The organism is Massilia sp. 2TAF26 (assembly GCF_052115005.1).
Classification (GTDB): Bacteria; Pseudomonadota; Gammaproteobacteria; order Burkholderiales; family Burkholderiaceae_D; genus Telluria.
This window is the reverse complement of the sequence record NZ_JBFRFV010000009.1, coordinates 133450-148955: the sequence shown is the minus strand read 5'-3', so window position 1 is coordinate 148955 and position 15506 is coordinate 133450. Positions and strand designations below refer to the sequence as shown.

11 protein-coding genes are annotated in these 15506 nt (G+C 68.1%); 4 read left to right on the top strand and 7 right to left on the bottom strand.

Features of this window, described 5'->3' with window-relative positions; genetic code table 11:
- Nucleotides 1-65: 65 nt before the first annotated feature.
- Entirely contained in the window at nucleotides 66-1682 is a 1617-nt protein-coding gene (locus AB4Z32_RS12145) for an MFS transporter (RefSeq protein WP_442122100.1), read from the top strand.
- Here AB4Z32_RS12145 and AB4Z32_RS12140 read toward each other — a convergent pair.
- From AB4Z32_RS12140 to AB4Z32_RS12115, 6 genes are all read right to left on the bottom strand, one after another.
- Nucleotides 1661-2536: a CPBP family intramembrane glutamic endopeptidase gene (locus AB4Z32_RS12140; RefSeq protein ID WP_442122099.1), complete on the bottom strand. Its 876-nt coding sequence runs from the start codon at nucleotides 2534-2536 to the stop codon at nucleotides 1661-1663. The genes AB4Z32_RS12145 and AB4Z32_RS12140 overlap by 22 nt on opposite strands.
- A 72-nt stretch (nucleotides 2537-2608) precedes the next feature.
- On the bottom strand, nucleotides 2609-3715 hold the full coding sequence (locus tag AB4Z32_RS12135) for a TIGR03118 family protein (protein WP_442122098.1): 1107 nt from the start codon (nucleotides 3713-3715) through the stop codon (nucleotides 2609-2611).
- Nucleotides 3716-3835: 120 nt separating this feature from the next.
- Nucleotides 3836-4261 (bottom strand): DoxX family protein, encoded by a 426-nt coding sequence (locus tag AB4Z32_RS12130; protein ID WP_442122097.1) that lies wholly within the window; start codon nucleotides 4259-4261, stop codon nucleotides 3836-3838.
- A 58-nt stretch (nucleotides 4262-4319) separates the two neighbouring features.
- Nucleotides 4320-6764, bottom strand: a complete 2445-nt coding sequence (locus tag AB4Z32_RS12125; protein WP_442122096.1) for a response regulator — start codon at nucleotides 6762-6764, stop codon at nucleotides 4320-4322.
- Between the two features lie 2 nt (nucleotides 6765-6766).
- Nucleotides 6767-7348, bottom strand: coding sequence for a YfiR family protein (locus AB4Z32_RS12120; RefSeq protein WP_442122095.1), 582 nt, complete (start codon nucleotides 7346-7348; stop codon nucleotides 6767-6769).
- Nucleotides 7349-7351: 3 nt separating this feature from the next.
- On the bottom strand, nucleotides 7352-9283 hold the full coding sequence (locus tag AB4Z32_RS12115) for a TonB-dependent receptor plug domain-containing protein (protein WP_442122094.1): 1932 nt from the start codon (nucleotides 9281-9283) through the stop codon (nucleotides 7352-7354).
- A gap of 171 nt (nucleotides 9284-9454) precedes the next feature.
- Between AB4Z32_RS12115 and AB4Z32_RS12110 the strand changes: the two genes are divergently transcribed.
- A complete protein-coding gene (locus AB4Z32_RS12110) occupies nucleotides 9455-11233 on the top strand; it encodes a PHA/PHB synthase family protein (RefSeq protein ID WP_442122093.1) in 1779 nt (592 codons plus the stop codon).
- A 10-nt stretch (nucleotides 11234-11243) separates the two neighbouring features.
- Here AB4Z32_RS12110 and AB4Z32_RS12105 read toward each other — a convergent pair whose 3' ends face one another.
- Nucleotides 11244-12173, bottom strand: a complete 930-nt coding sequence (locus tag AB4Z32_RS12105) for a LysR family transcriptional regulator (RefSeq protein ID WP_442122092.1) — start codon at nucleotides 12171-12173, stop codon at nucleotides 11244-11246.
- Between the two features lie 105 nt (nucleotides 12174-12278).
- Here AB4Z32_RS12105 and AB4Z32_RS12100 point away from each other — a divergent pair, with 105 nt between their 5' ends.
- Together AB4Z32_RS12100 and AB4Z32_RS12095 are read left to right on the top strand one after the other, a co-directional pair.
- Complete coding sequence (locus AB4Z32_RS12100; RefSeq protein WP_442122091.1) at nucleotides 12279-12638, top strand: HAD hydrolase-like protein; 360 nt, start codon at nucleotides 12279-12281, stop codon at nucleotides 12636-12638.
- A gap of 425 nt (nucleotides 12639-13063) precedes the next feature.
- Nucleotides 13064-15496, top strand: a complete 2433-nt coding sequence (locus AB4Z32_RS12095; RefSeq protein WP_442122090.1) for a membrane-bound PQQ-dependent dehydrogenase, glucose/quinate/shikimate family — start codon at nucleotides 13064-13066, stop codon at nucleotides 15494-15496.
- Nucleotides 15497-15506: the final 10 nt, after the last annotated feature.

Genomic DNA, 15506 nt, shown 5'->3' with positions numbered 1-15506 from the left:
ACGTCAGTTGCACGTCGGTATAATCGGCGCTTCCACCCGCACCGCTGTGCTCTTCCGGAAGCCCCATGAAGCAGAACGGCCTGACCTTTCACTCCCCCTTCGCCTTCTGGATCGGCACCCTCGCCATCGTTGCCGGCGTCCTCGCCCACATTCCGATGTTCGTCTGCGCTTCCCACATGGGCTACCGCATGGTCGGCATGCCGATGGATGCGGCGATGCTGGCCGGGATGGCGCTGATTCCACTGGGCCTGGTCCTGGCCGCCTACGGCCTGATGCCCCGCCTCGGGCGCCTGCGCGCGCACGGCGGCGGCCACGCCCCCCTGCAGTTCGAGGTGGCGGACGGCATTCCGCTGAACCGCCGCCACTGGAGCCTGGTCCTGGTGCTGGTGGTGGCCCTCACCATCGACGTCATGAAACCGGCCACCCTCGGCTTCGTGATGCCGGGGATGACCAGCGAATACAGCCTCAGCAAACAGAATGCCGGCTTCCTGGCCCTGGTCGCCCTGACCGGCACCACGGTCGGTTCGGTGGCCTGGGGCATGATCGCCGACCGCTACGGCCGCCGCGCCACGATCCTCCTGTCCGCCCTGATGTTCATCGGCACCGCCATCTGCGGCGCCATGCCGTCCTTCGGCTGGAACCTGGCGATGTGCTTCCTGATGGGCGCCTCGGCCGGCGGCCTGCTGCCGATCACCTTCACCCTGATGGCCGAGATGATTCCGGCGGCCCACCGCGGCTGGCTGCTGGTGGCGTTGGGCGGCATCGGCAACTCGGCCGGCTACCTGGTGGCCGCCGGCGCCGCCAGCCTGCTGGAACCTTCGTACAGCTGGCGCGTGCTGTGGCTGCTGGGCCTGCCGACCGGCGCCGTGATCATCCTGCTCAGCCGCCTGCTGCCGGAATCGCCGCGCTTTCTTGCGAGTAACGGCCTGCATGCCGAGGCACGCGCGGTGCTGGCCCGCTTCGCCGGCAGCATCCGCGATGCGGGCGCTGGCCCGGCCGCGAGCGGCGCGCCGGCGGCGGCCGGCTCCGGTATCGGCGAACTGCTGCGCGGCGGCTATGCGCCGCTGACGATCGGCATGAGCGTGGCCGGCGTGGCCTGGGGGCTGGCGAACTTCGGATTCCTGCTGTGGCTGCCGATGAACCTACGCGCCATGGGCATGGATGCCGCCACCGCCACCTCCGTGCTGGCGCGCGCCGCCTTCCTCGCCCTGCCCGGCACCCTGCTGGTGATCTGGCTTTATCACCGCTGGAGCTCGATCATGACCCTGGTCGCCTTCATCGCCTTGAGCGCCGCCAGCCTGCTGGCCTTCTTCCTGCTCGGCTGGATGGGCATCGCTTCGACCACCGCCCTGGCGATCGCCACCTGCGCCCTGCTGGTCTCGGCCAGCGGCGTGATCGCCACCCTGATTCCCTACGCGTCGGAGATCTATCCGGTGCACCTGCGCGCCACCGGCTCCGGCGTGATCGCCGCCAGTTCCAAGCTGGGCGGCATCGTCGGCGCCGGCCTCGGGGTGGTGGGACTGTTCGCGGACGTCTCGCTGTCGGCCCTGGTCATCGCCGTGCCGATGCTGGCCGCCGCCGTGTTGCTGGCTCGCAAGGGCATCGACACGCGCGGCCGCCGTCTCGAGGACATCCAGCGCCTGGTGACGGTGGACGCCGCTCAGCGCGCCAGCGCCGGATAGGTAAATGCCAGGAAGTGCACGGCGTTGAGGACGAAGTGGGTCAGGATCGCACCCTCGATGTGCCGCGCGCGCAGGTAGGCCCAGCCATAGAACAGCCCGGCGACGGTCGCCAGCAACACCAGCGGCGCCCCGCCACGCGCGTGCGCCAGGCCGAACAGCACGGCGCTGAGCACCAGTGCCAGCGCGGCGCCGGCGCGCCAGCGTTGCATCGCAGCCGCCATGCGTTCGAGCAGCAGGCCGCGGAAGAAGGCTTCCTCGGTCACGCAGGTGAACAGCAGGTTCATCGCCAGGAAGGCCGCCGAATACGGCGTCCACTTGAGGTCCGGCAGCACATAGCCCAGCGCGAGGCCGACGCCCAGCACCACCGCCAGGGTCGCGAGCGGCACCGGCCACGCGTGGCGCAGCATGGCCAGCCATTCTTCTGCGGTCCGGAGCGGCCGGCAGAACACGCCCATCAGCACGATGCCGGCCACCACGGTGTCGTAGTTCAGGCGCAAGGTCAGCGCCGGCGCACCGCTGGAAAACACGATGCCCTCCGCCAGCACCGGATTGAAGAAGCCCGGCACCCGGTGCAGGGCGAACAGGAAGGCGGACAAGCCGGTCAGCACCAGCAAGGCTGTCCGCAGCCAGGTCTGTTGCGCCTCGCGCGCCTGCCAGGCCAGGGCCGCGAAGCCGCCCACGAACAGCGGCGCCCGCCAGTCCAGGCTGCCGGTGGCGATGCCCGCCAGGCAGACCAGCGCCAGGCCGGTGCACCAGGTCCAGTCGCGCCGGCCGCGGATCGGCGGCGCCCACAGCAGCAGTACGGCCAGGGCCAGGGCGCCGAAACTCGGCAGGATCGCGGAAGACAAGGGCATGGGTCGGAGGGCCGTTATTGTAAATTTGCAAGATTATACGGCCCGCCCGCACCAGCCGACTACCCGACCTTGCTACTCGGCATCGTTCATGTCGTCGTACTCGTTGCCCGGCGCCACGTCGAGCCGTCCGTACAGGCCATGCTGCTCGCCGGCCGGCCCGGCGCTGAAGAACAGCGTGTCGATCGGCTGGTTCTGCAGGCCGTTGCCGAAGGCGATGCCCCACAGGCCGTCGATATGCACGGGCTTGTGGTCCATGCCCTTCAGGCGCCCGACCCAGCGGCCGCTGTCGAGGTCATAGGCATTGATCCTGCCGTCGCCGAAATTCCCGACCAGCAGACGGTTGCTGAACTTGCCGAAGCTGGCCGGCGCCAGCGCCATGCCCCAGGGCGCGTTGAGGGCGCCGTTCGACGCCAGGCGCCGCACCAGGCGGCCGTCCGGGTCGAACACGTCGATGAAGCCGAGTCCGCGTCCCTTCACGTCGTCGTGGCGATCGGCGTCCTGCTTGGCGTAGCTGACGTAGAGGTCGCCATTGATGGCCTGGATGCCGAAGGGGGCGAAGCCCGACGGCATGTTCGGATCGAAGAACGGGCGGTCCGGCAGGGTGACCGGCTTGAAGCTGCCGTCGTAGACGTCGATCTTGCCGTTATGGAAGTCGGTCGCGTATATCAGGGGCCCGCGGCCGTTCGCGCTGACCGCCATGCCCTTGTAGACGGCCTGGCTGGCGCCGTTGTCGATCACTCGCACGGCATGGTTCAGGTCGACGCTCGGTGCCCAGCCGGAAATGCCGCCGTCCTCGTTGACGAACAGGAAGCGGCTCGGTGCCGACACCGCCCCCTTGCTGACGACGAAGGCGGGGCCGCCGTAGAAGACGACGCCGGTCGGGTTGCCGGTCTGCTTGCCGGTGCCGGGGATCGTGACGACCAGGGTCTGGGGTTTGCCGTCGCCGTCGTACAGGGTGGAAAAACCGGTGCCGTTGTCCGCCACCCAGGCCACGCCGAAGGGGTTAAAGGCAAGGCCCCAGGCGTTGATCAGGTGCGCGTCGTTATTTTCAGCGCGGATCTGGCTGCTGTCGGAGACCAGGTTGCGCTGCTTGTAGAATTCGCCCGCCCAGGCGCCTTGCGCGCCGGCGAAGGCCAGCGCGCCGAGCGCACAGGCCAGTGGTGTGGACATCCTCTTCATGATAAGCCCCTCCGGTTGGTCAATGGATTGCCGTCTGGCCCGCATGCGCGGGTTTGACTGGCACCGTTGATACCCGGATCAGGGCCGGTGGTTCACGGCGTCGACCGCAAAAGATCCATTTTAGTTGAAGCGCCCCGCCGCGCCGCCGAGGCTGTAACGGCCGGCGCCCAGCAAGGCCACGGCCACCGCGGCGCCGAGGTACATGCCCTGCAGCTCCAGCGCCCAGCCGCCGGTCTCGTTGAGGGTGAAGAACTGTTTGGTGTGCACCAGCATCAGCGCGACGATCATGTTGATCACGACCACGAGGGCGGCGGCGCGGGTGAACAGGCCGACCAGGATCAGCAGCGGGGCGATCACCTCGCCCACGTAGACCCCATAGCCGACCACATGAGGGATCCCGAGCTTGTCGAGCATGCCGGTAATCATACCAATGCCGCCGATCAGCTTGGAAACGCCATGGAACAGCAGCAGGACGGCGAGCAGCACGCGCAGCAGCAGCTTGCCCTGGTCGTCGGTGGCGGGATGCAGGACGTTCGAGGTTTCCATGGCGATGCCTCCTTTTGTCGAGTACACCACCGGAATCATATCCTGAATCCGCCCGAACTCAAGCGCCGTCCGCGCAGGTGGCCTCATCCAGTACTTGCTGCAGCGCGGCCAGGGTGAAGGGCTTGGGCAGGAAAGACGGTTTGACCGCCAGGCCCGGAGTATCCGGGGCGCCGTAGCCGGATGAGAAGATGATCCGCATTCCCATGCCGCGGTCGGCCACCGTGCGCGCCAGTTCGAGGCCGGTCATGCCGGGCAGCGAATGGTCGGTCAGCAGGATGTCGAACTGTCTTTCGGCCAGCATCTCGAGCGCCTCCTCGGCGCTGCCCGCGCCTTCCACCGCATGGCCGAGCACCAGCAGCAGCTCGGACAGCATGGCGCGGGCGTCCTGGTTGTCCTCGACCACCAGGATGGAGATCGGCCGGGCGGCGCTCGACGGCGCGGCTTCCTCATCGGCAGCCGGAGCCGGAATCGGCGGCGCCGGTTCGAGCGGCAAGGCCGGCGCCGGCGCCGCCACGGCAGCCTCCTTGCGCGCCGCGAACAGCTGGCGGATCTTGCGCGCCAGCTCGTCGCGGCGGTAGGGCTTGCTGATCAGTTCGACGCCCGGATCGAGGCGTCCGCCGTGCACGATGGCGTTCTGCGTGTAGCCGGAGGTGAACAGGACTTCGATGGCCGGCAACATCTGCTTGGCCTGGCGCGCCACCTCGATGCTGCGCACCGGGCCCGGCATGACGACGTCGGTGAACAGCATGTCGACCGGGATGCCGCTCTGCAGGATGGTCAGCGCGCCCTGGCCGTCGCTGGCCTTCAGCACGCGGTAGCCCAGGCCCTGCAGCATGTCGACCACGGTGGCCTGCACCGCCAGGTCGTCCTCGACCACCAGGATGGTTTCCGAGCCGCCCAGCACCGGCGCGTTGCGCAGGTTCGGCAGCTCGACTTCCGGCTGCATCGAGCGCGGCAGGTAGATCTTGATCGTGGTGCCGCTGCCGACTTCGCTGTAGATGCGGATGTGGCCGTTACTCTGCTTGACGAAGCCATAGGCCATCGACAGGCCCAGGCCGGTGCCCTCGCCTTCGCGCTTGGTCGTGAAGAAGGGCTCGAAGGCGCGCGCGATGACCTCCGGCGGCATCCCGCAGCCGGTGTCCGAGATCGCCAGCATCACGTACTGGCCGGGCGCCACTTCCGGCTCGTGCAGGACGTAGTTGTCGTCGAGCATGGCGTTGTTCAGTTCCAGGGTCAGGCGGCCGTCGCCCTTCATGGCGTCGCGCGCGTTGATGGCCAGGTTCAGGATCACGTTCTCGAGCTGGTGCGGGTCGGCCAGGGTGGTCCACAGGCCGCCGGCGACCACGGTCTCGATCTGCACCGATTCGCCGAGCGCGCGGCGCAGCAGGTCGTCCATGCCGCGCAGTACCCGGCCGATATTGGTCGCCACCGGCTGCAGCGGATGGCGGCGCGCGAAGGCCAGCAGCTGGGACGACAGCTTGGCGCCGCGGTCGGCCGCGAAGGCCGCGGATTCCAGGCGGCGCTGGGCCTCGGGATTGCCCGCCAGGGACATCTGCAGCAGTTGCAGGTTGCCGGCGATGACCTGCAGGACGTTGTTGAAATCGTGGGCCACGCCGCCGGTCAGCTGGCCGATCGCCTCCAGCTTCTGCGACTGGCGCAGCTGGGCGTGGGTCTTTTCCAGCTCGGCGGTGCGTTCGCGGATACGCTCTTCCAGCGAGTTGTTCAGCTGGCGCACGGCATCCTCGGCCTCGACCCGCACGTCCATCTCGTGCTGCATGCGGGCATGCGATTCTTCCAGCGCCTTGGCGCGCTCGCCGACTTCGCCGAGCATGCCGTTGAAGGCGTCGACCAGCACGCCGACCTCGTCTTCGGTGGTCTTCGGCACACGGGTCGAGAAGTCGCGCTTGCGCATCGCGCGGTCGACCGCGTCGGTCAGCGCCAGCACCGGCTTGATGATGGCTGCCTGCAGCCAGCTCGACATCAGCATGGCCACCAGCAGGCTGCCGCCCAGCACCGCGGCGAGGATGGACAGGTAGCGCTGCACCTGGGCCATCAGCGGATATTCGGCCTCGACGTAGATCGTGCCGACCAGCTCGCCGTTACGCAGCATCGGCGTGGCGACGTCGATCTTGCCGCCGTCGATGGTCTGGCCGGGGCGCGGCAGGCGCTTCGGCAGGCGCGCCAGGTCCTGCGGGGCCTTGGCATAGCTGGCGAACACCTTGCCGTCCGGGCGGTAGATGGCGGCGGTGACGATCGGCGGCCGCGCGCGCAGCTGCAGCAGGTTTTCCCGGGCCACGCCGGCGTCGTTGAATTCGAGGGCCGGCTTGGTCACTTCGGCCAGGATGTCGGCCTGGGCGCGCAGGTCGTCGGCCCAGCCGGTCTGGTAGTTGTGGACGTCGAGCACCAGCATGGAGGCGCAGGCGACCAGCAGCGCGGTCAGGGTGGTCACCAATACGCCCAGCACCAGCTTGCGGGAGATCGATTGTTTTACGGCGCCGAACATGCTTAATGGTTTCCTTTCACCACATTGGTCGCAACACTGAAGAGTCGCGAATTCAGGTGGATGCCGCTCTGCTCGGCGGCGTCCACGGAGACTTCGAAGCGGACCCGGTCGTCGACGGTCCGGAAGTTGATGATTGCGCCCTGATCCAGCGCGCCGTCAAAGGCGGTGACGGTCAGGATCGCCCGCCCCTTCGCCGGGCGCAGCCACTGGGCCAGCCGGCCGCGTTCGCCGCGCCCGACGAAGAGCATGTGCAGCTGGTTGACGGCGTCGCCCGGCAGCAGGCGCTTGACCACCACGCCGCGGTTGTTGACGCTGCGGCCGGCGGCGATGCGCGCCAGCTCGTCGGCGACGGTGTCGTCGCCGGCCACGCCGATCACGTAGGGACTGTCGGCCTGCGGGAACACGGCCGGCGGCCATTCCGCGTAATTCAGGAATTTGTGCAAGTAGGCCGCCTCGACCTTTTCCTCGCTGGCGACGATGGGAGCGCCGGCCGCGGCGGCACCGGCGGCCGCGCCCAGGCCGGCGCCCGCCAGGCAAACTCCGGCGAGGAAGGCGCTGCTGAACAGGATGCGCAGGGGTCGCACGGCTTACAGGTTCCAGACCAGCTTGAGGAGGACGGCGCGCTCGTAGCTGCTGCGCACGCCGGCCGCGCCGGACTCGGCGTGCCGGGGATCCAGCAGGTTGCGGCCGATCAGGTTCAGCTCGAGGCCCTTGCGGATGCGCCAGCCGTAGCGCAGGTCGAGTGCCGTGTAGGACGGCACGGCCGGCCTGGGCAGCGCGCCGACGTGGCGCAGCGTGACATCCAGCTCCTGGTTGTCCGCCAGGTCGTGCGAGGAGCGCAGCATCCAGTAATGGCTGGGATCGCTGGTGGCGAGGCCGGTGGCGCCACTCAGGTCGCGGCTCTCGGGGTTGACGGCGGTGTCGATGCGCTGCACCACGCCGCCGCCCGAGAGACGCCAGTTCTTGCCGGCCTGCCAGCTGGCCCAGGCTTCGATGCCGCGGGTACGGCCGTCGGCCAGGTTGCGGAACACCGAGCCGCTGCCATGCCGGTTCGGCTCGATGGTGCGCAGCTTGTCGTAGCGGCCGAAGAAGGCGGTGGCCGAATACGATAGCGCCGGCAGCGGCTGGGCGCGGTAGCCGAGCTCGAACACGTTGGCGACCTCGGATTCGAAGTCCGGGCCGCCCGCGATCGCGTATTGCGGCACGCCGCCGACGAGCGCCGGCCGGCTCGGCGAATACAGGTCGCGGTCGATCCGCGAAGGCGCGCGTACCGAGCGTGACAGCGAGCCCCACACCAGGGTCGACGGCTGCGGATTCCAGGCCAGGCGCAGGGTCGGCAGCACCTCCACGCCGGTGTAGTTGTTGTCTTCGAACTTGAGGCCCGCGGTCAGGCGCAGGTTGTCGCGCAGGGCCAACTCGTCCTGGGCGAACAGGTTGGCCCAGTGCAGGTTCAGGTGTCCCGGCAGGAAGCCGAAGGCGGCGCCGTTGTCGACGCGGTCGTGGCCCCAGCGGTAGCCGCCGCCCCAGACCAGGCGATGGCCCTCGCCCAGGCCTACCGCGTGCTGCAGCTGCAGGTCGAGGGTGTCGAGGTGCTCGACGAAGGCCAGCGGCTGGTCGCGTTCGGTATGGTCCCAGTACATCTGCAGGGTCGCGGTCGAGCCGCCGGCGAAACTCCGGCTGAGGCGGCCGAGCAGGTTGGCGCCGCGCACCGCGATATCCGCGGTGCCGGCCTGTTGCAGCTTGCCGTCGTAGACATCGCCCTGCACCGTCGCGCCGCGCGCCGCGTCGCCCCAATCGGCGCGGAAGCCCGCCTGCTGGCGCCGCCAGCCGGTGCGGCTGCGGGCGCCGTTCTCGCGGTCGACGTCGTCGTCGGCGGCGTATTTGCCGTAGACGCGGTAGTGGCCGCCGTTGCCGAGGGCGCCGCCATGGCGCACCGCGCCGTTGCGCTCGTCCTTGCCGGCGCTGGCGCTCACCAGGGTGCCCTGGGTGCCGGCCGCCGATTTGGTGATGATGTTGATGACGCCGTTGACGGCATTCGCGCCCCACAGGGTGGCGCCGGGCCCGCTGATGACCTCGATCCGGTCGATGTCTTCCAGCACCACATCCTGGACGTCCCAGAACACGCCGGAGAACAGCGGCGAATACACGGTCCGGCCATCGATCAGCACCAGCAGCTTGTTCTCGAAGGCGCTGCTGAAGCCGCGCGCCGTGACCGCGTAGTTACGCGCATCGACGCGCGCCACCTGCAGGTTGGGCGCCAGGCGCAGGGCTTCCGGCAAGGTGGCGGCGCCGGCCCGGTGGATCTCGGTGCCGGTGATGACGAAGATCGACGAAGCGGCTCCCGACAAGGCTTCCGGGCGGCGCGACACCGAGGTGACCTGGATGTTGGCCAGCTCTTCCAGGCTGAGGTCGCCGAGATCACGCGGATCGGGCGCGGACGCCTGGGCCCGGGCATCGAAGGCGATCAGGGAAAGGGCGATACAATGCGCCAGCGGGAGCAGTTTAGTTTTACCGAACACGTTTAAACAGCCTGGGCGGAAAATTCGTGCGACATTGTAACGCAATAAATTTCCGCGACACAAACTTATCCTTGTTGTACGTACTGTGTGTATACGGAAACTTCACCAGCGCGCGGCACTTTACCGCCCAGTTCTGGTCGAACTCATGCCCTCTTCCGAAAGGTCGCCGCCATGAACGCCCGTCCCGACATACCGCCCAGCGAGCAGATGCGCGAAGCCAGCGCCTGGCAGGGCGGCATCCCGCCGCGTTACCCCGAATCCAGCGTCGAGCACGCCCACGTCGACCTCGCCCTGAATGCCTGGCTGGGCCGCATGACCGGCTATGTGTCGCCGGCGGCCCTGGCCGCGGCCTGGGAGGACTGGGCAGTCCACCTGCTGCTGTCGCCCGCCAAGCAGATGGAGCTGGCGATGCAGGCCGCCACCAGCGTCGAGGAATGGCTGCGCTACTGCACCGCCGCCCTGCTCGGCAATGGCGAGGAACCGGTGCGGCCGCTGGCCCAGGACAAGCGCTTCAGCGACCCTCCCTGGCACACCTGGCCCTATAACCAGATGAGCCAGGGCTTCCTGCTGACCCAGATGTGGTGGCACCGCGCCACCAGCGGCGTGCGCGGCCTGTCGCCCCACCACCGCGACGTCGTCACCTTCCTCACCCGCCAGCTGCTGGACGGTCTGGCGCCCTCGAACTTCATCGCCACCAACCCGGTGGCGCAGCAGGCCACCCTCGCCAGCGGCGGCGAAAACCTGCTGCACGGCGCCCTGCGCGCGGCCGGCGACCTGCGCCGCGGGCTGGCCGGCACCGCCGCCGTCACTTTTCGCCCTGGCCGCGACGTCGCGGTCACGCCCGGCAAGGTGGTGATGGCAAACCACCTGATCGAGCTGATCCGCTACGACCCGCAGACGCCCCAGGTCCACGCCGTGCCGCTGCTGATCGTGCCGGCCTGGATCATGAAGTATTACATCCTCGACCTGTCGCCGGAGAATTCACTGGTGCGCTACATGGTCGAGCACGGCCACACCGTGTACATGGTTTCCTGGAAAAACCCGGACGCCGAGGACCGCGATCTCTCGCTCGAGGATTACCGGCGCCTCGGCGTGATGGCGGCGCTCGACACCGTGGCCGCCCAGACCGGCGCGGCGAACATCAACGCCTGCGGCTACTGCCTCGGCGGGACCCTGCTGGCGATCGCGGCGGCGGCGATGGCGCGCGACCACGACCGGCGCCTGGCCAGCATGACCCTGCTGGCGGCCCAGGTCGACTTCACGGAACCGGGCGAGCTTTCGCTGTTCATCGACGACAGCCAGGTCGCCTTCCTGGAAGCCGTGATGTGGCAGCAGGGCTACCTCGACACCCGCCAGATGGCCGGCGCCTTCCAGCTGCTGCGCTCGAACGACCTGATCTGGTCGCGGCGGCTGCGCCACTACCTGCTCGACATTCCCGACAAGGACAACGACCTCGCCTCCTGGAACGCCGACGCCACCCGCATGCCCTACCGGATGCACTCCGAATACCTGCGCAAGCTGTTCCTGAAGAACAGCCTGGCCAGCGCGCGCTACATCGTCGACGGCCACGCGGTGGCGCTGACCGACATCCATATCCCGATCTTCGCGGTCGGCACCATGACCGACCACGTGGCGCCCTGGCATTCGGTGTACAAGATCGTGCCGCTGACCGATACCGACGTCACCTTCCTGCTGACCACCGGCGGCCACAATGCCGGCGTGGTGTCGCCGCCCGGCACGCCTAGGCGCAGCTACCAGATCGCTTCGCATGCCCACGACGCCCCGTACGTTGCGCCGGACACCTGGCAGGCGGCGAACGAGCACCACGAAGGCAGCTGGTGGCCGGCCTGGGAGACCTGGCTGGCTGCGCGTGCCGGTCCGCTGACGGCGCCCCCGGCTCCGGTCGAGAGCCTGGGCGACGCGCCCGGCGGATACGTCCTGCAGCCCTGATTCGCAGGCCTCAGCCCCAGGCGAAGCTTTCCAGCTCGTCCGAGATCAGTTGCTGCCCGTGCTCGACCATGAATTCGTGGAAGGAGGCGGCCACCGTCGGGATCGCACGCGCGGCCTTGTGCATCACGTGCCAGTCGCCCTGGACCTTGACGCCCGGCACCCGCAGCACGCTGAGGAGATTATTCCTGACCTCCAGCGTACAGGCGTGCACGGACAGGAAGCCGACGCCGAGGCCGGCCGCCGTCATCTGCTTGATCGCCTCATTGCTCGACAGCTCGGAGCCGATCGCCAGCGGCACGCCTTCGTCCTCGTACAGGCGGTCGATGGCAGCGCGCGTGCCCGAACCGCGCTCACGCACCAGCAGGTTATCGGCGGCGATGTCGTCGAGGCTTACTGCCGCCTTCGCCAGCAGCGGGTGGCCGGGGGCGACGAAGAAGGCCATCGGGTGACGGGCGAAGCGGCTGGCGCTGGTCGGGAATTCGCGCGGTGGCGTGCCCATGATGGCCAGGTCGATCTCGTCGCGGCTCAGCATGCCGATCACTTCCGGCCGTGAACCGACCTGCAGCTTGATGCGCACGTGCGGGCGCCCCGTCGTGAAGCGCACCAGCATCGGCGGCAGCAGGTGTTCGGCGGTCATCACCGCGCCGATGCGCAGGGTACCGCTGGTCACGCCCTTGAGCGCGGCGATCTCGTCGCCCGCCTCTTCCCACAAGCCGAGGATGCGTTCGGCATAGCCCACCAGCAGTTCGCCGGCGGCCGTCATCTGGATGTTGCGGCCCTGGCGGCGGGTCAGCGGCACGCCGGCCGCCTCTTCCAGCAGTTTGAGGTGCAGGGACACGGCCGGCTGCGTGACGTGCATGGCTTCCGCGGCCCGCGAGACGCTCTGGTGGCGCGCGACCAGCACGAGGGCCTGCAATTGCTTGAAGCTGGCAGGATACATAAGCTTTACCTTATCGAAGTCCAAGAAATATTTATTTTTATTTTATCTTGCGCGGCCGTATAGTAAAACCCATCCAGCAACAACGGCTCAGAAAAGGAGATCATCATGACGGCACAAGCGCTCATCTTCGACTTATCCGCATTCGTGAACATGGACACGGACCGCCTGCTGCACGAAGCGGTCGAGCACGGACTGCCCTGCGCCCTGATCTCCGAACTCCCCTACCGCCAGGCCGAGCAGCAGTTGCGCGACCGCTTCGGCGACACTGCCCACCACATCTTTTCGGTCGTGCTGACCGGCGCGGATTTCAAGGAGCGCGGACACAAGTCGCCCTATTCCATCGTGCTGAACCAGCTCGGCGTGCCGCCCGACGAGGCGCTGGCCGTGACGAGCTCGTCGCGCGCCATCGCCGCCGCCCGTACCGCCCGGATCGGCGTGCAGGGCGGCAGCGAAACCCGTCACTGAGCCGCCACTGAGCCGCCACCGAGTCATGGCTGGCCGCCACCGCGCGGCCTTCGCAAACAGGCATCGCCCAACGGCCGTCGAACCAGCGTGTTAAAATCCTGTCTTCGGGAAAACCTCGCTTGGATGGCCGTATCGACGATTGACTAGTATCACCCTCGACTTCCCCCGCTCCGCAAAGACCAGGGCCGCATCAGCACACTGATCGCGCGCCGCAATTCATTACATATCCGACAAGCTTCGGCCAGGCTTCGTATCGCTTCGCAGCCAGGACGACACAAAAACGGACCATGTTTAACTAACTGGTTAGTTATCTGCCAGCCTGGCGAACGGGGCCTGCCGCACAGGCGATACGAATCGACGCGTCCCCTCCTCCGAGGCTGAACGAACAACGCTTGATTGCATGGTTAGTTCTTGGAGAATTCGTAATGACTAAAAATGAAACCCCTCCTTCGACAGGGCTGAAGGTGTGGTGTGGTTTACTAGGCCTGGTATTGCTGGCCACCGGCCTGTTCTTCGCCGTCGGCGGCGCCAGGCTCGCCTCGCTGCACGGCAGCTGGTACTTCCTGGTCGCGGGCCTCGTCATCGTCGCGGCCGCCGTCCAATTCCTGCGGAAGAAGCCGTCCGCGGTGGTCGTGTACGGCGCGGCCTTCGCCGGCACCCTGGTCTGGGCGCCGCTCGACGCCGGCATCGACTTCTGGCCGCTGGTCTCGCGCCTGATGCTGCCGACCGGCCTGATGGTGCTGGCCCTGCTGACCTGGCCGTCGCTGCGCAGGCGCGCCACCGGCCAGGCGGCGGGCAAGGCCGCCTACGGCCTGGCGCTGCTGCTCGCGGCCGGCATGGCGCTCGCCTTCGTCAACATGTTCCAGCCGCATCCGACCGTCGCCTTCCAGGGCACGCCCACCCCGCTGGTACCGGTGGCCCCCGGCCAGGCGCAGAAGAACTGGAGCAACTACGGCAACACGCCGGGCGGCAGCCGCTTCGCCGCACTGGACCAGATCACCCGCGACAACGTGAAGAATCTGCAGCTTGCCTGGACCTTCCACACCGGCGACACCCCGATCAGCCCCACCGGCAATGGCGCGGAAGACCAGGAAACTCCGCTGCAGATCGGCGACCGCATCTATTTATGCACGCCGCATAACAACGTCATCGCCGTCGATGCGGACAGCGGCAAGAAGATCTGGGAGCGCGCCATCAACGCGCAATCCCAGGTCTGGAACCGCTGCCGCGGCCTGGCCTATTTCGATGCCACGCAGCCCCTGGTCCAGCCGACCGTCGCCGGCGCGACCCCGGTCCCGGCGGCCACGGTGCCAGCCGGCGCCAACTGCCGGCGCCGCCTGCTGATGAATACCATCGACGCCCGCCTGGTCGCCATCGACGCCGACACCGGCGCCATGTGCGAAGGCTTCGGCAGGGGCGGCTTCGTCGACCTGAAGGCAGGCCTCGGCGCCGCCGACGATCCGAAATACCAGCTCACCTCCGCCCCGACCCTCGCCGGCACCACGGTGGTGGTGGGCGGCCGCGTGGCCGACAACGTCCAGACCGACATGCCGGGCGGCGTCCTGCGCGGCTTCGACGTCATCAGCGGCCGGATGCGCTGGGCCTTCGACCCCGGCCACGACGATCCGAACGCGCAGCTGGCGCCGGGCCAGACTTTCGCCCGCAGCACGCCGAACTCCTGGGCGCCGATGTCCTACGATCCGGCAATGAACACCGTCTTCATCCCGATGGGCAGTTCCTCGGTTGACCTGTGGGGCGGCAACCGCACGCCGCTGGACCACCGCTACGCCACTTCCATCCTCGCGCTGGATGCCAGCACCGGCAAGGAGAAATGGGTCTACCAGACCGTGCACAACGACCTGTGGGACTTCGACGTGCCGATGCAGCCCAGCCTGGTCGACTTCCCGGCCAGGGACGGCTCGACCAGACCGGCCGTCGTGTTCGGCTCGAAGTCCGGCCAGCTCTTCGTGCTCGACCGCCTGACCGGCAAGCCGCTCACCCGCGTCGAGGAACGCCCGGTCAAGACCGCCGGCATCCAGCAGGAGCAGTACTCGGCCACGCAACCGTTTTCAAGCGGCATGCCGCAGATCGGCGCGGACACCCTGAAGGAGTCGGATATGTGGGGCGCGACGCCCTTCGACCAGCTGATGTGCCGCATCAGCTTCAAGTCGATGCGCTATGAAGGCCTGTTCACGGCGCCGGGCACCGACGTCTCGCTCAGCTTCCCGGGCTCGCTGGGCGGCATGAACTGGGGCAGCCTGTCGGTCGACCCGAACCATCACGTCATCTTCGTCAACGACATGCGCCTCGGCCTGTGGGTGCAGATGATCCCGCAGCAGCATGACGCCGGCCCGGCCGGCAATGGCGGCGAAGCGGTCAACACCGGCATGGGCGCCGTCCCGCTGAAGGGCACGCCGTATGCGGTGAACAAGAACCGCTTCATGTCGCCGCTCGGCATTCCCTGCCAGAAGCCGCCCTTCGGCACCTTGTCCGCAGTCGACCTGAAGACCCGAAAGATCCTGTGGCAGGTACCGGTCGGCACCGTGCAGGACACCGGCCCGATGGGCGTCAAGATGCGCATGAAGATGCCGGTCGGTATGCCGACCCTCGGCGGCACCCTGGCGACCCAGGGCGGCCTGGTCTTCATCGCCGGCACCCAGGACTACTACCTGCGCGCCTTCGACAGCGCGACCGGCAAGGAAGTCTGGAAGGCGCGCCTGCCGGTGGGCAGCCAGGGCGGGCCGATGAGCTATGTATCGCCCAGGACCGGCAAGCAATACGTGCTGATCTCGGCCGGCGGCGCACGGCAATCGCCGGACCGCGGCGATTACGTCATCGCTTATGCGCTGAAGCACTGAATTATCGAGG

What these genes read in the sequence shown, in the direction of transcription:
- AB4Z32_RS12145 (WP_442122100.1), top strand. Translation starts at nt 66, where the DNA reads ATGAAGCAGAACGGCCTGACCTTTCACTCCCCCTTCGCCTTCTGGATC.
- AB4Z32_RS12140 (WP_442122099.1), bottom strand. Translation starts at nt 2,536, where the DNA reads ATGCCCTTGTCTTCCGCGATCCTGCCGAGTTTCGGCGCCCTGGCCCTG.
- AB4Z32_RS12135 (WP_442122098.1), bottom strand. Translation starts at nt 3,715, where the DNA reads ATGAAGAGGATGTCCACACCACTGGCCTGTGCGCTCGGCGCGCTGGCC.
- AB4Z32_RS12130 (WP_442122097.1), bottom strand. Translation starts at nt 4,261, where the DNA reads ATGGAAACCTCGAACGTCCTGCATCCCGCCACCGACGACCAGGGCAAG.
- AB4Z32_RS12125 (WP_442122096.1), bottom strand. Translation starts at nt 6,764, where the DNA reads ATGTTCGGCGCCGTAAAACAATCGATCTCCCGCAAGCTGGTGCTGGGC.
- AB4Z32_RS12110 (WP_442122093.1), top strand. Translation starts at nt 9,455, where the DNA reads ATGAACGCCCGTCCCGACATACCGCCCAGCGAGCAGATGCGCGAAGCC.
- AB4Z32_RS12105 (WP_442122092.1), bottom strand. Translation starts at nt 12,173, where the DNA reads ATGTATCCTGCCAGCTTCAAGCAATTGCAGGCCCTCGTGCTGGTCGCG.
- AB4Z32_RS12100 (WP_442122091.1), top strand. Translation starts at nt 12,279, where the DNA reads ATGACGGCACAAGCGCTCATCTTCGACTTATCCGCATTCGTGAACATG.
- AB4Z32_RS12095 (WP_442122090.1), top strand. Translation starts at nt 13,064, where the DNA reads ATGACTAAAAATGAAACCCCTCCTTCGACAGGGCTGAAGGTGTGGTGT.